Here is a 16553-nt window from a genome sequence, read left to right as displayed (position 1 = left end):
GCATAAACAGCTGTCGCTGCATGGCAGTTATTTTGCTGCCTTTTATATCACAAAATGGACTAAAAACGCGGAAGGACAAGTAAAAATGTTGTAACAGTTTGAAAAAGAAAATGCAGGTAAGCTGTAAAATATGCACCTATACCTAAGTTAAGCCGCCATATCGATAAAGCGCTTTAGTAACTCCAACCCTTGCTCTGTCAAAATCGACTCTGGATGAAACTGAACGCCATAGATAGGTAGAGAGCAATGGCTCATCGCCATGATCTCGCGTCCGTGAAGCGGATCGTCAAACCAAGCATCGAGTACAAAATCTTTCGGTACACTGTCGACTAACAGTGAGTGATACCGAGTCACAGTTAACGGTTGATTTAGCCCTGCAAACAACCTTTTATCACTATGGGTAATACGACTGGTTTTGCCGTGCATCACGCGTTTGGCGCGCACCACACTCGCCCCAAACACCTGAGCAATGGCTTGGTGACCTAAGCAGACACCCAATATCGGCAATTTACCAGCAAAATGGCTAATAGCAGCCAATGAAATCCCCGCCTCATTAGGTGAGCAAGGCCCCGGCGAGATAACCAGTAAGCGAGGCGATAACTGTTCAATTTGTGCTAGGGTGATCTCATCATTGCGTTTAACTATGATTTCCTGCCCGAGCTGCTGAAAATACTGCACTAAGTTATACGTAAATGAATCGTAATTGTCGATCATTAAGAGCATATACTGCTACTAGCCTAAGGTCGTGAGGTTGTTCTTGTGGCGCAGATGCTAACACAGAGAAGTTAACTATTCATCCACTAGCAAACCCCATGAGCTCAATGCCCAACTCGACAAAGAGTAGGCAATAAAAAACCAGCCATTTGGCTGGTTTTTTGTAATATGCAGTTAAACGTATTGCTACTTAACGACCGTTAGATGACCACGGCGCTTAGGCTTAGCTTCATCACCCTCAGGTGTTGAAGACGTCGCTGGCGCAGGTTTCTGCTCGACTACCGATAGGCCTGTCTCTTCTGGCTCAAGTTCAATCTGATAGGCTTCTTCTTGGTCGAATACCGTCCCCGCACCATTCTCTCGTGCATAAATAGCCACGATGGATGCCATAGGTAAAACAACTTGCTGAGGCACACCACCAAAACGAGCGCTAAATTCGATAGCATCGTGACCGATCTGTAAATTACCCACCGCACTGGCGGTAATATTCAGCACAATCTGTCCATCTTTAACATATTGCTGAGGCACTTGAGTGCCTGGAACATAAGCATCAACCACTACATGTGGCGTTAGCTCATTGTCCATCAACCAATCATAATATGCTTGCAGCAAGTACGGACGATTAGGTGTCATCGGTTTCATTTTTAGATACCCATGCGCATTTCGCGCTCAGACTCTGTTAATGATGCTTTGAATGACTCACGATCGAATAGACGCGTCATATAGGCTTTAACTTCTTTGGCTGTGCGGCTATCTAACTCGATACCCAGTACAGGCAGGCGCCATAATAGCGGACCTAAATAACAATCAGCCAGACCAAACTCTTCCGCCATAAAATAAGGCATTTCATTAAAGATTGGCGAAATTGAGGTTAAGCTCTCTTGCAACTGTTTACGCGCCTCGTCGGCACGATCCCCCTTACGAATACGATCTACTAAGGTGTACCAATCGTTTTCTATACGGTGCATCATCAAACGAGTCTGACCACGAGATACAGGATAAACAGGCATTAGTGGCGGATGAGGAAAACGCTCGTCCAAATATTCCATAATAATACGCGAGTTATAAAGTACTAGCTCACGATCAACTAATGTCGGAACTGTATTGTATGGATTTAGCTCAATAAGATCTTCAGGCATCTCATTAGGGTCAACCTGTAGAACATCAACGGTAACGCCCTTTTCCGCCAATACGATACGTACTTGGTGGCTATAGAGATCGTCAGCGCCTGAAAACAGGGTCATGATTGAGCGTTTATTGGCAGCAACAGCCATTGATACCCTCCAAAATTAAGTCGAAAGCTAAAAAAGCAAAAACAAACGAGGGGCAAAGCCCCCCGTTTGGAATATGCGGATAATACATTCTAACCTTTATTAGGGGTTAGTGTACATCTTTCCAGTATTCTTTCTTTAACAGATAAGCCACGATAAAGAAAATGAACAGGAAGCCCATCACCCACCAACCTAAGCTTTCACGCTCAAGTTTGACCGGATCGCCTGAATAAACAAGGAATCCCGTGATGTCACGCACTACTTGGTCGTACTCTTCTGCAGTAAGCTTACCGCCAGTTGTCACAAAGCTACCATCTTCTTGCTTAACCGATAGGCCTTGCAGTTCTTGCATCACATGAGGCATGGCCACTGATGGGAAGACGGTATTGTTCACGCCAAATGGGCGACTCTCATCATGATAGAAGCTCTTAAGGTAAGTGTAGATCCAATCTTCACCACGCACGCGAGCTACCAGAGTCAAATCAGGCGGCGCTGCACCAAACCATTTTGCCGCGTCAACTTCAGGAATCGAGTTTTCCATCAAATCGCCAACTTTAGCTCCTTCAACGACCATATACTTATTACGCATATCGTCTAATGAGATATCTAAATCTTCGGCAACACGGTTATAACGCTGATACTGAGTGCTATGACAACCAGCACAATAGTGCTGAAATTTATCTAAACCACGTTGCAGTGACTCAGTATCCTTTAGGTCGATGTTGGCACTTTCTAAATGTACATTTGAACCACCTGCAGCGAAGGCAAGTGATGGCACCAATGTAATTAATGCAATCAATAATTTTTTCATTAGTGAGTCAACCTCTCTGGTACAGGCTTGGTCTTCTCATTCTTGCTGTAAATCCAAAGCGCTAAGAAGAAACCGAAGTAAGTCAGAGTAAAGATACGAGCCGCAATGGTTAGCGCTGGCGTGGCTGGAACCGCACCCAAGTATCCTAAGACAACAAACGATACAGCGAACTGACCAATGTTAAGCTTGTGGATCATGCTACGGTAGCGCACCGACTTAACTTTACAACGATCTAGCCAAGGTAAAACAAACAACACAGCAATCGCTAAGCCCATACCCACAACCCCTAACAGCTTGTCAGGAATCGCACGCAAAATCGCGTAGAAAGGCGTGAAGTACCAAACTGGCGCAATATGCTCAGGTGTCTTCATCGGGTTAGCTGCTTCGAAGTTTGGCTTCTCTAGGAAGTATCCACCGCCTTCAGGCATAAAGAACAATACATAACAGAAAACAATTAGGAAGCCTGCGACGCCCATAATATCTTTTACTGTGTAGTAAGGGTGGAATGGAATGCCATCTTTTGGCCAACCATTTTCATCTTTATTCTTCTTAATTTCGATACCGTCAGGGTTGTTTGAACCCACTTCGTGTAGCGCAATTAAGTGCAAGAATACCAATACGACTAGCACCAATGGGAGTGCAATCACATGCAGTGCGAAGAAACGGTTTAGTGTTGCACCTGAAACAACAAAGTCACCACGGATCCAAAGCGTTAGGTCATCACCAATCACAGGGATCGCGCCAAATAGCGAGATAATTACCTGAGCTCCCCAGTAAGACATCTGTCCCCAAGGTAGTAGGTAACCCATAAAGGCTTCGGCCATCAACACAAGGAAAATTAGCATACCAAACAACCAGAGAAGCTCTCTAGGCTTTTGATATGAGCCGTAGATAAGACCACGGAACATGTGCAGATAGATAACGACAAAGAATGCAGAGGCACCAGTGGAGTGCATATAACGCAGTAACCAACCATATTCAACATCACGCATGATGTATTCAATAGAGGCGAACGCACCCTCAGCGGTAGGTACATAGTTCATGGTTAGCCAAATACCAGTCAGTAACTGGTTGACTAACACTAGCATGGCTAGCGAGCCAAAGAAGTACCAAAAGTTAAAGTTTGTTGGTGTTGCATATTGTCCAACATGACGGTTATAGGTGGCCGTCATGGGGATTCTTGCATCAATCCAATCAATAATATTCTTTACCATTACGCAGCTCCCTGATCGACACCGATAATTACGTTGCCGTCATCAATGTATTGATGAGGTGGAACAACAAGGTTTAAGGGTGCTGGAACGCCTTGGAATACACGGCCTGCCATATCAAACTTTGAACCATGACATGGACAGAAGAAACCAGAGGCCACACCTTCGACTTGCTCACCAAAAGTATCCGGTAGATACGTAGGCGAACAACCTAAGTGAGTACAAAGACCTACAGCGATAAAGTACTCAGGCTTAATTGAACGAACCGCATTTTGCGCATAGGCAGGTTGCTGTTCTTCACTCGAACCAGGATCACGTAATTTCTCATCGTGAGTAGCAAGACCTTGTAAGATCTCTTCGGTGCGACGGACAACCCATACAGGTTTTCCACGCCATTCAACACGGATCAACTGACCCGGCTCTAACTTACTAATGTTTACTTCAACCGGTGCACCTGCAGCTTTCGCTTTGGCACTCGGATTCCATGACTTTATAAAAGGAACCGCTACAGCGACGGCACCAGCACCACCTACTACGGCGGTTGCTGCGGTCAGGAATCTGCGACGTCCGGTATCGACTGGCGCATTGCTCATCCACTTATCTCCAGAGAGTGTTGGAATTTTTGTTTTAAAAAATTTGATATTGGGGTTTTACCCCAAAGCACAAAAATCAAATTTGAGGCGGGGCTCATTATAGCCAAAAATTAGAAGCAGATCATAGTAAAACAGCGAACAAAGTTAACTCTGTTTGCAAAACAATCAATCTATAGGGGCAATAGCAAGGGAAATAGCACATATTATGCGAAAATGAAGCAGCAAATTGATTAACGATAGATTAACAACTTAAGCTAAATTAGTTGTTTGAATTTAATAAGTACAAAAAAGCCCGAACTCGTCGGGCTTTTTTATTTTTATGGCTTATTTGCCGTCAGAACGCTTCATGTATTTGAAGAAGTCACTGTCTGGCTCTAATACCATCACGTTTGAACCGTTTGAGAAACTGGCTTTATATGCTTCCAAACTACGTAAGAAAGAATAAAACTCAGGATCTTTGTTATAAGCATCTGCATAGATTTTTGCTGCAATAGCGTCACCCTCACCTCGTACGGATAAGGCTTTACGCTCAGCTTCAGCAATTTGAATCTCTACACTCGCATCGGTCTTAGCTCGAATGATCTCAGATTGCTCCTTACCTTGTGCGCGATGCTCTTTCGCTACCGCGGTACGTTCTGCACGCATACGCTGATAAATACTCGAACTCACATTAGCGGGTAAGTTAATCTGCTTGACACGCACATCAACCACTTCGATACCCAAGTCTTCAGCACTTTCAGATGCATTTCTCAATGCATCTTGTTGTAACTCATCACGGCTACCTGAGACGATGTCTTTGATAGTACGACGACCAAACTCGGTACGAAGATCGTTATTAATCTTGCGTTGCAACAAAGATTCTGCCTGAACCTTGTTACCACCGTTTGTAGCAAGATAGTATTTCTCATGATCGAAAATACGCCACTTGACATACGAATCGACCATTAAGTCTTTTTTCTCTGAAGTCACAAAGCGGTCTGCTGCGCCGTCCATAGTCTGGATGCGTGAGTCTAAAAACTTAATCTTATCAATCAATGGCAGCTTAACGTGTAAACCCGGCGTATAAATCCTTGTCACACCATCATCTTTAAGAATTTTACCAAATCGCGATACAATTGCCCGCTCACCTTCATTAACAACCAGCAGTGAAGATAAACCGGTCGCAATCAAGATTGCGATAATAATGACAGATAATCTACCCATGATTAGTTTCTCCCCTGGCGAGTACGGTCGCTACGAGAAGGACGCCCGTCAAGTGGCATACTTAAATTATCCACCACGCTGTTAGCAGACTGATTCGATGAACCTTGCGCTGCCGCTTGAGGTTGCTTAGATGCTTTGTTTTGGTCCATCAATTTATCCAAAGGCAAATACATCATATTGCCGCTGCTTTTCGCATCGACCAATACTTTGTTAGCACCCGAATAAACCTTTGACATCGCATCGATATAAAGACGATTACGCGTCACTTCTGGAGAAGCTTGATACTCTGGAAGTAATTTCTCAAAGCGAGCGACTTTACCGCGAGCCTCTAGAATTTCACGTTCCTTATATGCGTTAGCTTGTTGTTCCATACGTTGTACGGTACCACGAGCTTTAGGCTCAATCTCACGCGAATACGCCTCAGCTTCACGGATAAAGCGTTGCTCATCCTCTTGCGCTGCAATAGCATCATCAAAGGCATCTTTCACCTCTTCAGGTGGGCGTGCAGGCAAAAAGTTAACGTCGCGAATTTCGATACCTAAATTATACGGTTCGATAATACGGTTCACTTCATCCCAAGTATCGCGGCGAATCTGATCACGTCCGGTGGTCAAAATGTCATCCATACGGTTGTGACCGACCACATAGCGCAAAGCACTATCAGTAGCTTCACGTAAACTTGAATTCGCATCGACAGCGCTGAACAAATAGCGATAAGCATCGACTACAATGTATTGCACATCTAGCTCAACCAACACCACATTTTCATCAGCTGTCAGCATGCTTCCCGATGCAGGGATCGAGCGAACATTACTCACGTTTACCGGAAACACTTCATCGATGAAGGTCGCTTTCCACTGTAAGCCAGGTTCCACTTGACCGATATATTGGCCAAAGCGTAACGCAACCCCTTTTTCAGCTTCTTTAACGGTATAGAAACCCGAGAGTCCCCACACCACCACGGCGATACCTAAAACAATAACGAATCCTAATGTACTGAATCCACCGCCAGAGCCATTACCTTTGCCGCCAAAGCGTTTAGAAATATTCTTAAACACTTCGTCTAGATCTGGTGGCCCTTTGTCATTGCTATTTTTATTTCCCCAAGGATCTTGACCCTTGTTACCGGGCTCGTTCCAAGCCATTTAGCACTCCATAGGTATGAAATAAACGAGATTACTAAAAACTACTCTACTGCTGCTGTTTCAACAATAAAGGTTTCCAATTCCCCTTGGCTCTGCTTTGTTAATCGATGCCAATCGGCTTCTAATAAACGTACAGACAAGATACAGTTCCCCAGATCGTCATACTCTTTCTGCTGTATCACATCCAGTCGATAAAACTGACCAAGATAATGCCCAGCCGTCGCTGGTATTTGCAAGGTAAGCTCTAAAACGGCACGACCTACAATTTTGTTGATCGCCTCCTCGAGCAATTCCAAGCCTTTGCGTTGTTGAGCCGAAACCCACACCCGCGTAGGAACCCCTTCACTATCGTAATCGATCTTGGGACCCACATCTTCCAACAGGTCTATCTTGTTACAGACAACCAATTGTGGAATATCATCAGCACCTATCTCTTTGAGCACCAACTGCACTTGCTCAAAGTTATCACCCATATTGTCATCAGAACAATCGACTATGTGTAATAACAGATCGGCTTCACGCGTTTCTTGTAATGTCGCTTTGAAAGCAGCGACAAGATCATGCGGAAGATGCCGAATAAAACCAACGGTATCGGCTAAAATAACCGGACCGTCTTGTAACTCTAGCTTTCTTAAGGTCGGATCGAGCGTAGCAAACAATTGGTCTGCCGCATAAACATCTGACACGGTAAGTGCATTAAATAATGTTGATTTGCCAGCGTTAGTGTAACCAACTAAGGATACGGTAGCTAATTCACTGCGCTGACGAGCTCGTCGACTCTGCTCTCGCTGCTTGTCGACTTTTTCCAAACGCTTGTTGATTGTTTTAATACGTCCACGCAACAAACGTCTGTCGGTTTCAAGCTGTGTTTCACCAGGGCCACGTAAGCCAATCCCGCCTTTTTGTCTCTCAAGGTGGGTCCAACCACGTATGAGGCGCGTTGACATGTGGCGCAATTGCGCTAGCTCCACCTGTAACTTACCTTCGTACGTACGCGCACGCTGCGCAAAAATATCGAGGATGAGTGTTGTACGGTCTAATACACGGCACTGACACACCTGCTCAAGATTTCGCTCTTGGGCTGGGCTCAATGGATGATTAAAAATAACCACACTCGCGTCAGTGGCAGCAACTAACGCTGCTAATTCTTCCGCTTTCCCTGAACCAACAAAAAACTTACGATCTGGAGAGCGACGACTTCCCGTTATAACACCTACGGTTTTGGCTCCTGCGGACTCAACTAACAAACGAAGTTCAGTAATATCTTCTCTACTGCTTTCATCGGCAAAGTCGATGTGAACAAGAACGGCTGCGTCTCCCGCTTCATAGCGATCAAACAAAAAGTAAACTCCTCAGGAAATTACTCAGCACTGTCTTCTGTAGGTGCGTTGTAACTGCCCGTCTGATTAGGGGTGTTGTGATGGTTGCTCACATTAAATGGGCGCGCTGGCACAACTGTTGAAATAGCGTGCTTATATACCATCTGGCTGACAGTGTTCTTCAATAAAATAACAAACTGATCAAATGATTCAACTTGTCCTTGAAGCTTGATACCGTTAACTAGGTAGATAGATACCGGAACGCGTTCACGACGTAATGCGTTCAAAAATGGGTCTTGTAAAGATTGCCCCTTTGCCATTATATAATTTCCTTTTTTATTAAAATTAAATAAAACCTAATGCTGCATCAACTTCGGGTTTGGTTTTAGTATTATATAGAGTGAATGAATTAGCTAGCGACAATATTGTATTAGTCGACCAATATTTGCATCATCACCGCTCTCTAGCCAATTTAAATCGGCCCAGCCGCGTAACCATGTTAATTGACGCTTAGCCAATTGCCTAGTCGCAACTACGGATTTTTCAACCATAGTATCATAGTCGTAATCACCATCGAGGTATTGCCATACTTGACGGTACCCCACACAGCGCATCGAAGGCAGTTCTAAATGCAAATCACCACGCGCTTTGAGCGCTTGCACTTCTTCGATGAACCCTTGCTTTAACATGGTATCAAAGCGTGTAGCAATGGCTGAATGTAACACTTTCCGATCGCTTGGGGATATACCAAATTGCACAACTGAGTATGGCAATGCGGCGGATTTCACCTCTGTTAATTCGGTTAAGCTTTTACCACTGATACGAAACACCTCTAATGCCCGCGATAAACGCTGTGGGTCGTTAGGATGAATACGCTGCGCTGACACGGGATCAATCTGCTGCAATTGCTGATGCAGTGCTTGCCAGCCTAGTGTTTCAGCCTCTTTGGCGATATCGGCTCTAATTTCATTGTTCGCCGCTGGCAATGGTGATAATCCCTCAAGCAAGGCTTTGAAATAGAGCATGGTGCCACCCACTAATAACGGTGTTTTCCCCGCGGCTAAGATATGTTCAATTTCGTTAAGCGCATCATGGCGAAAATCGGCGGCTGAGTAACTTTCGCTAGGATCACGAATATCAATCAATCGGTGTGGCGCACGAAGTTGCTCTTCAGCACTGGGCTTAGCGGTACCAATATCCATATCACGATAGATGAGAGCTGAATCAACCGAGATTATTTCACACTGGTGACGCTCCACGAGCTCAATAGCTAACGCAGTTTTGCCGGACGCCGTCGGTCCCATTAGGGTTAAAATTGTCGGCTTATTATTGCTAGTCACTCGTTTGCTCACTTAACCACTCTTGCCAAGGTAACGCCTTGGCTTTCGATATTATTTGTTGCTGTTGCGGCTCAGGTAACTGACAAAAATCAGTCCAAAGTGCTGACGCCGAAGTAAAGTGATCTCGGCCATGGCCAACTAACCAATTCACGATGGCCTCATCTTCTGGCTCTTCAAAGCGAATCCACTGTAAAAAATCAGCGATAACATCCGCTAACTTGCTTTGCCTTAGATATGGGGGCACTTTTTTGATAATCAACTGCCCCAATCGAATAGTTAATTCGAGGCCCAGTTTCCTGATAAGTTGCTCTCGTTGCTCAAGAGTATCGAGCCAGTCATTGTCAGCTTTTATTGACACCGGCATCAATAATGGTTGCCCCACGAGCCCTGATGCAAGCTTGTGCTCTATCTGTTGACGCAGCACTGCATCGGCGACGTTCGAAAACGCCAATAACTTCAGAGCATCACCTTGCGCAATTACCCAGTATTGCCCAGCTAAAACCAAAGGCATAGGCGATGGTGGTGCAGTTGTGGACCTGTTTACATCGGGTGTCGCAAGCAACTGCGCATAATTATCAATGGCTACCTGCGAAGGTAAATCTGGTGCTTGATAGCGATCTGAATGGCTTGATCGATACCCAGAAGCAGTAGACTGACTATAGCCTGATTCCCGTTGACCATACGCCGAAGCAGCTCGTTCATGCACATGACGTTCTTCAATCGGGGAAGAAACAGGAGCAGACACGCCATACTGCCCAGCAAACGGCGACGATGGACGGTTTGCCGCTGGCGATGATTGTGCTGATGGTTCTTCGGTGTGCTCCGCTAGAGCCTCATTCCCCCCAGGCTGATAAGCATTCAACGGCAACAGCTCAGCCTGTGACAGAGCCGATTGTAAGGCTTGTAAAATAAAGTCATGTACATAGCGACTTTCATGGAAACGCACTTCATGCTTTGCTGGATGCACGTTAACATCCACTTGATGTGGGTCAATCTCAAGCATCAACACATAACCAACCTGAACGCTCTGCAATTGCTCAGCAAACGCTTGTCTCACCGCATGATTAACCAGCCTATCACGCACCAATCGACCATTAACATAAAAATACTGAGTATCACTTGAGCTCACCTCGAAATGCGGCGACTGGATATAGCCACTGAGCTTTAACCCATTATGCTCGCAATCTACCGCCAACGCATGCTCGGCAAATTGTTTACCGCTCACCTGAGCTAGACGCTGTAGATACTGATTTTGGGTATTCGCCGGACGATAATTACGCACCATTTTACCATTATGCTTTAGGGTAAAATGGATATCACGTCGCACTAAAGCAATCCGCTTAAGCCACTCATCAATATGAGTAAATTCTGTTTTGTCGCTTTTTAGAAAACGACGACGAGCAGGGGTATTAAAAAACAGATCGACCGCTTCTACCGTAGAGCCTACAGGGTGTGCGGCGGGGATCACTTTTACCGCCATTTCAGAGCCTTCAGCAAAAGCCTGCCACGCCTCAGTTTGGCTAGCAGTGCGCGAAGTGAAGGTTAAACGCGATACCGAACTAATACTGGCAAGTGCTTCGCCACGAAAACCAAAGCTTAAAATAGCATCGAGATCATCCAAAGAAGCCAATTTAGAGGTCGCATGACGCGACAGCGCCAAGCCGAGTTGATCTTTTTCGATCCCTGATCCGTTATCTTGGATCTTAATCAGCTTACTGCCGCCTTTATCGATTTCGATATCGATTTTGCTGGCGCCAGCATCTAGGCTGTTTTCAACCAACTCTTTGATAACCGATGCGGGACGCTCAACAACCTCGCCAGCGGCAATCTGGTTAGCCAGCTGAGGAGGCAAAATTTTAATGGTCATTTTGACTCCTATTAAGCGCGGGGAATGACCAGCTTCTGGCCAATACGAACTGTGTTTGATTTAAGGTTATTGGCCTTTTTAATACTGCTTACCGACACTTGATAACGATGAGCAATAACCGATAACGACTCACCTCTTTCGACCTTATGGCTCAAAGTACTACGATTAGCCAGAAGGGTATTGGCGGGCGGGTTGGTTTCAAAGTAGCGTAATACGCCCTTATGTACCGCATTAGCAATATTGTTTTGATGCTCGCGCTGTGTCAGTAAACGCTCCTCTTTATGGTTAGAGATAAAGCCTGTCTCAACCAAAATAGAGGGAATGTCGGGAGACTTTAATACCGCAAAACTGGCCGCTTCTGGCTGGTGCTTATGTAATTTAGTGACTTTGCCTAAATTGAGTAATACATCACCGGCAATATTATGGCTAATGGCCATAGAACGGTCCATCGACATGTCGAGTAAAGTCATGGCTAGATACTGTTCATTATCGGCATTTTGAATGATCTCACCCGCACCGCCGAGCAGTTCTGAATGCTTCTCTTTTTGTTCCAGCCAACGACCGATCTCACTGTTAGCCCGTCGCATTGATAGCACCCAAACCGAGGCACCGTGTGGCTGAGGCGAAGTAAATGCATCAGCATGGATTGACACTAACAGATCGGCTTTACTGGTACGTGCAATTTCTGAGCGCTTATTGAGGTTAACAAAATAGTCACCAGAACGGGTCATGACGGCCTTCATGCCTGGGGTGGCATTGATTTTCGCTTCCACCTTTTTAGCAATCTGCAACACCACTTTTTTCTCATAGGTCCCTTTAGGGCCGATTGACCCGGGATCATCACCACCATGACCTGCATCAATCGCGACGATCACATCCCTTAATTCAGACACGGGCTTGGCTTTAACGATTTGCTGTTCTGCCCCACCGTCTTCAAGATCGACAACTAAACGATTGCCGTACGGCGCTGTTGGGGGTAAAGCAAATAAATTAGCTTTAACAGGCTTAACTAAATCGATGACGAGTCTAAGCGTGCCTTTTTTTGGAGGCTTACTAATGCGCACCTTTTTGACTAGCTTACTATTATTCTCGATCTTGCGAAGATCCATCGCGGTCGAGGTACCACTGAGATCGACCACCAGTCGATAAGGACTCGTCAAAGTAAAGTGGCTATATTGCGGCGGCTGACGTAGGTCAAAAACTACCCGCGTCGATTTCGGCGCGGCCCAAATTCGCACACCATCTAACCTATTCGCGCTGTGAGCCATTGCTGGAACACACAACAGCAACAGCAGCAATACACGCTTTATTATCGAATCAGTTGTTATCATTATGAGGTAAACTGTCTAGCAGTAATTGCCCAGCAGGCTTATTTGCACTTAAGGTAACCTCTCGGCCTTGATCAAGGTATTTTATATCGATAAATAGATCGGCTTCGGGCAATATACCAGCCCCTTTATCGGGCCACTCTACAATGCATAAACTATTATCGGCAAAATAATCCCTAATCCCCATAAACTCCAACTCCTCAGGGTCACTGAGACGATATAAATCAAAATGATAAACTTCAATACCATTCAGTTCATAGGGTTCAACTAACGTATAAGTTGGGCTCTTAACCGCCCCTTGATGACCTAAACTTTGGATCAAACCACGACTAAAGGTCGTTTTTCCAGCGCCTAATTCACCACTCAAATAGATGGTTAACGGAGGCGTGATCGCTTGAGCTAACTGCTGCCCTAAGCTCACTGTGTCAAACTCGTTTTCAAGATAAACTGTCACTGGCGTCATGTTATATTTGTCGTAACCTAAATTGGAGCAAACTGATTATAACCAGATACTTTAACCCAAACTGAATTCTATCTAAACAAACATTAGCTGTTTTTAATCTGATGGTTTTAAATCTTGTCCACTAGCGCACGGATATGCGGAAACAGATCGCAAGCCAACATACCACGCTCACCCTCTTTAGCCGCCATATCTGCAGCGACGCCATGCACCACAACACCCGCGCTGGCCGCATCCATATTGGACATTCCTTGCGCCATTAGCGCCGCAATTATGCCCCCTAATACATCACCACTGCCACCACTGGCTAATCCAGGGTTACCCACTGGGGCAACATGGCAACGAGTGCCATCGTAAATAAGTGTGCCCGCGCCTTTCAATACCACAACGCCACCATACTTGGCTTGCAAGGCGTAAGCTGCAGCAAAGCGGTCTTGTTCAACCTCTTCAATACTGAGCCCCAGTAGCCTTGCCGCTTCGCCACTGTGAGGCGTTAACACCCAATGGCGCTGCTTATTGGGCTCAAGTGCCAATAGATTAAGCGCATCGGCATCCATAACGCATGGCTTATCGCTTAATCCAGTGGCTTTGAGTAAATTGTATCCCCAGTCATGCTTGCCAAGGCCTGGCCCTATTAATAATACATCGGCCCACCCCAATCGTTGATACACCTCCATATCAACCAACTCACACCCCCAAAACATCAACTCTGGTCGCCCAGCATTGATAATAGGGAGATGCTGCGGCCTGGAAACCACGGCAACAAGACCTGCACCGGCGCGTAAACAGCTTTCGCCAGCCAGCCTTGGCGCACCGGCCATACCGATATCCCCCCCGATCACAGTGACCTTACCACAAGAGCCTTTATGACTATTTTTCGCCCGAGTGGGCATGCCTAAGTCGGTGACTCGGTGCGCAATATTAATGACATTAGACGGAGGAAGGTGTGGGGTTAATCCAATATCGGCAAACCATAAATAACCGACGCAATCTCGAGCCTTGCCGGTAACAAGCCCTTGCTTTACGGCTCCCATGGTCAATGTCACATCCGCTTTAACCGCCAGCTGCCCAGCCCCCGTGTCGGCATTAATTCCCGAAGGCACATCGATGGATAACACCCAAGAAGGCTGCTGATTGACAGTGGTAATAATGGCCGTAAACGTCTCATTGAGCTCGCCGTGAAAGCCGGTACCGAGTAAACCATCAATCACCACATCAGCCGCTAATAACCCTTGCTGCCAATCTTGCTCTAGGTGACCGCCTGCCGCCAGAAACGCCGCTTTGGCATAACTCACGCCTTCGCCAACAGGTTCTTTTTCAAGGGCATACAATTTTACTTGGCAGCCAGCTTCAAGCAGAAGCGTGGCACAGATATAAGCATCAGCCCCATTGTTGCCATATCCCGCTAATACCAAAATCTGGCTAGTTAACTTATTTTGCTGCTGCAATAATGCAAAGGCCGCCTGCCCTGCGCGATCAATTAACCCTAATAACGATATTTCACCTGAATTGATAAAATGGGCCTCAGCCTCTCTCACCATTTGTGCCGAATATAATGTTTGCGGAAGTTGTGCATCACAAAACAACATGGAAAGACTCCTAAAAGTTAATAAAACATCATATGCGGTAGATAAGGCTTAGCATATTCGATGTTAGATAGCTTGTTTGTCATTAGATTCACGACTTACCGTAATTATTGAGATAAGTTTGATCTTGCACAAAAAATGAGCCAGATAGTACGACTTAAGCCTGAGCTTTAGGTAAAGGTTGGCATTCTGCGGGGCGGGGGGTAAAACAATGTGGTGACCTTGGGCAATAAAGAAGGGAAAACGCGCAAGATAGAAACGGTTAGCGCGGTTCAAGCTGGTAGCAATAGATGCTGGGCGTAGCTCCCAGCAACAGATAACTCAGTAACTTAAGCCTGTTAAGCGACTAAGTTATCGACATACTTTAGATATCATCCATACGAATGCAGCTATGCACTAAACGCTGCTGTTGAATTTTCTTTACTCGTACCAGCTCGCTCATCGCATTTTTGACATCACCAGGCACAGATGAGTCGGCCGTTTTCTGCAGCAGTCCAATCAGACGGTTATCCAAATCTAAATGCAGCTCTAATAAATCTTCTTCATTCATATTGGCTTTAGGAACCACCTCTTGGCAGCGTTTGATGAAGTCTTCAAACACAATATCGTTGTACCAAAGTTCTAATAATTTAGAGGGGGCCTCTTCGATATAATCATCTATCTTCAGTGACATCTCTTTTTCATGCTGCTGTAAGTACTCAAGCATCAACTTGACGCGAGATGAATCAACTGCACTGTGTAAACGACCATATAGTCGAGCCATTTCTAAGCGACACTTAGAGATATACTCCAATTGTTCATTAAGCTGCTGAAATCTCATCTTACCCTCTCCCATCCAAGCCAAGCCAAGCCATTTGACTAGGCGTCAATATCGATTCGATTTCATTATGAAGTATTTTGCGAATTTTTTTTTGAACAAGGTCATAGTTTGCACAGTTCAACCATATTTACATTAGGTTTCGTTAAAGAAATTAAGCGGCAATCGCCCAAGACCAAATTAACTGATACAAGACATTTAGCATGAACCAAGAACAAACTTGTAGCATACGATTGCAGCGATTTCTGGCGCTAACAAGTTTAAGGAGGAGAGAAATAATAAAAGCGAAAGAAAAATTGGAGCGACATATCGGCTTCGAAACAAGCAACCGATGACATAGACCTTAGGTAAAGTATAGCACTGTTTCTCTGATAAATTAGAGTCAACTGTTCTAAAATTGCAAGCAAGTTTAGCGGGAGGGATACAAAACGAAAAGGAGATTGGAGCGACATATCGGGTTCGAACCGATGACCTATACCTTGGCAAGGTATCGCTCTACCAACTGAGCTAATGTCGCATAAATCTTTTTATCTATAGCATTTGGTGACGCTATAAATTGTAATTTGGAGCGACATATCGGGTTCGAACCGATGACCTATACCTTGGCAAGGTATCGCTCTACCAACTGAGCTAATGTCGCAATCAAATTTGGAGCGACATATCGGGTTCGAACCGATGACCTATACCTTGGCAAGGTATCGCTCTACCAACTGAGCTAATGTCGCATAAATCTTTTTATCTATAGCATTTGGTGACGCTATAAATTGTAATTTGGAGCGACATATCGGGTTCGAACCGATGACCTATACCTTGGCAAGGTATCGCTCTACCAACTGAGCTAATGTCGCGTTTCAATCCTGCTAACGTGAGCCGCTAGCTGAAAGTTGA

General features: G+C 45.3%; 16 protein-coding genes and 4 tRNA genes. All 20 read right to left on the bottom strand.

The window, feature by feature from the left end; all coding sequences use genetic code 11:
* Positions 1–147: 147 nt before the first annotated feature.
* The 20 genes from AC5YBX_RS03045 to AC5YBX_RS02950 all read right to left on the bottom strand — a co-directional run bounded on the left by AC5YBX_RS03045 (position 148) and on the right by AC5YBX_RS02950 (position 16513).
* Positions 148–723, bottom strand: coding sequence for an anthranilate synthase component II (locus AC5YBX_RS03045; RefSeq protein ID WP_475515864.1), 576 nt, complete (start codon positions 721–723; stop codon positions 148–150).
* A 177-nt stretch (positions 724–900) separates the two neighbouring features.
* The gene (locus AC5YBX_RS03040) at positions 901–1356 is read right to left on the bottom strand and encodes a ClpXP protease specificity-enhancing factor (protein ID WP_475515863.1); all 456 of its coding nucleotides are present in this window, start codon (positions 1354–1356) and stop codon (positions 901–903) included.
* Between the two features lie 2 nt (positions 1357–1358).
* Entirely contained in the window at positions 1359–1988 is a 630-nt protein-coding gene (sspA, locus tag AC5YBX_RS03035; RefSeq protein WP_475515862.1) for a stringent starvation protein SspA, read from the bottom strand.
* Between the two features lie 106 nt (positions 1989–2094).
* A complete protein-coding gene (locus AC5YBX_RS03030; protein WP_475515861.1) occupies positions 2095–2796 on the bottom strand; it encodes a cytochrome c1 in 702 nt (233 codons plus the stop codon).
* Positions 2796–4010 (bottom strand): cytochrome b, encoded by a 1215-nt coding sequence (locus tag AC5YBX_RS03025; RefSeq protein WP_475515860.1) that lies wholly within the window; start codon positions 4008–4010, stop codon positions 2796–2798. The genes AC5YBX_RS03030 and AC5YBX_RS03025 overlap by 1 nt, the downstream gene beginning before the upstream one ends.
* The gene (gene petA, locus AC5YBX_RS03020) at positions 4010–4600 is read right to left on the bottom strand and encodes a ubiquinol-cytochrome c reductase iron-sulfur subunit (protein ID WP_475515859.1); all 591 of its coding nucleotides are present in this window, start codon (positions 4598–4600) and stop codon (positions 4010–4012) included. Before petA ends, AC5YBX_RS03025 begins: the two co-directional genes overlap by 1 nt.
* Positions 4601–4924: 324 nt before the next feature.
* Positions 4925–5803, bottom strand: a complete 879-nt coding sequence (gene hflC / locus AC5YBX_RS03015; protein ID WP_494520044.1) for a protease modulator HflC — start codon at positions 5801–5803, stop codon at positions 4925–4927.
* A gap of 2 nt (positions 5804–5805) precedes the next feature.
* Complete coding sequence (hflK, locus tag AC5YBX_RS03010; RefSeq protein WP_494520045.1) at positions 5806–6948, bottom strand: FtsH protease activity modulator HflK; 1143 nt, start codon at positions 6946–6948, stop codon at positions 5806–5808.
* Positions 6949–6989: 41 nt separating this feature from the next.
* Positions 6990–8288 (bottom strand): ribosome rescue GTPase HflX, encoded by a 1299-nt coding sequence (gene hflX / locus AC5YBX_RS03005; protein WP_494520046.1) that lies wholly within the window; start codon positions 8286–8288, stop codon positions 6990–6992.
* Positions 8289–8308: 20 nt separating this feature from the next.
* Entirely contained in the window at positions 8309–8587 is a 279-nt protein-coding gene (hfq, locus tag AC5YBX_RS03000; protein ID WP_494520047.1) for an RNA chaperone Hfq, read from the bottom strand.
* A gap of 93 nt (positions 8588–8680) precedes the next feature.
* Positions 8681–9571 (bottom strand): tRNA (adenosine(37)-N6)-dimethylallyltransferase MiaA, encoded by an 891-nt coding sequence (miaA, locus tag AC5YBX_RS02995; protein WP_494521666.1) that lies wholly within the window; start codon positions 9569–9571, stop codon positions 8681–8683.
* A 28-nt stretch (positions 9572–9599) separates the two neighbouring features.
* Complete coding sequence (gene mutL / locus AC5YBX_RS02990) at positions 9600–11474, bottom strand: DNA mismatch repair endonuclease MutL (protein WP_494524342.1); 1875 nt, start codon at positions 11472–11474, stop codon at positions 9600–9602.
* 11 nt (positions 11475–11485) lie between these two features.
* Positions 11486–12805 carry an N-acetylmuramoyl-L-alanine amidase gene (locus AC5YBX_RS02985; RefSeq protein WP_494520049.1) on the bottom strand — a complete coding sequence of 440 codons (1320 nt, stop codon included), beginning with the start codon at positions 12803–12805 and terminating at the stop codon, positions 11486–11488.
* Complete coding sequence (tsaE, locus tag AC5YBX_RS02980; protein WP_494520050.1) at positions 12792–13265, bottom strand: tRNA (adenosine(37)-N6)-threonylcarbamoyltransferase complex ATPase subunit type 1 TsaE; 474 nt, start codon at positions 13263–13265, stop codon at positions 12792–12794. Before tsaE ends, AC5YBX_RS02985 begins: the two co-directional genes overlap by 14 nt.
* Before the next feature lie 107 nt (positions 13266–13372).
* A complete protein-coding gene (locus AC5YBX_RS02975) occupies positions 13373–14851 on the bottom strand; it encodes an NAD(P)H-hydrate dehydratase (RefSeq protein ID WP_494520051.1) in 1479 nt (492 codons plus the stop codon).
* Between the two features lie 361 nt (positions 14852–15212).
* Positions 15213–15668, bottom strand: coding sequence for a hypothetical protein (locus tag AC5YBX_RS02970; RefSeq protein WP_494520052.1), 456 nt, complete (start codon positions 15666–15668; stop codon positions 15213–15215).
* 438 nt (positions 15669–16106) lie between these two features.
* A tRNA-Gly gene (locus AC5YBX_RS02965) sits at positions 16107–16182 on the bottom strand.
* Between the two features lie 47 nt (positions 16183–16229).
* Positions 16230–16305 (bottom strand) — tRNA-Gly (locus AC5YBX_RS02960).
* Positions 16306–16314: 9 nt separating this feature from the next.
* A tRNA-Gly gene (locus AC5YBX_RS02955) sits at positions 16315–16390 on the bottom strand.
* A 47-nt stretch (positions 16391–16437) separates the two neighbouring features.
* Positions 16438–16513, bottom strand: a tRNA-Gly gene (locus tag AC5YBX_RS02950).
* Positions 16514–16553: the final 40 nt, after the last annotated feature.

The organism is Shewanella sp. 492, from assembly GCF_059338445.1.
This window is presented reverse-complemented; position numbering and strand designations above follow the sequence as displayed.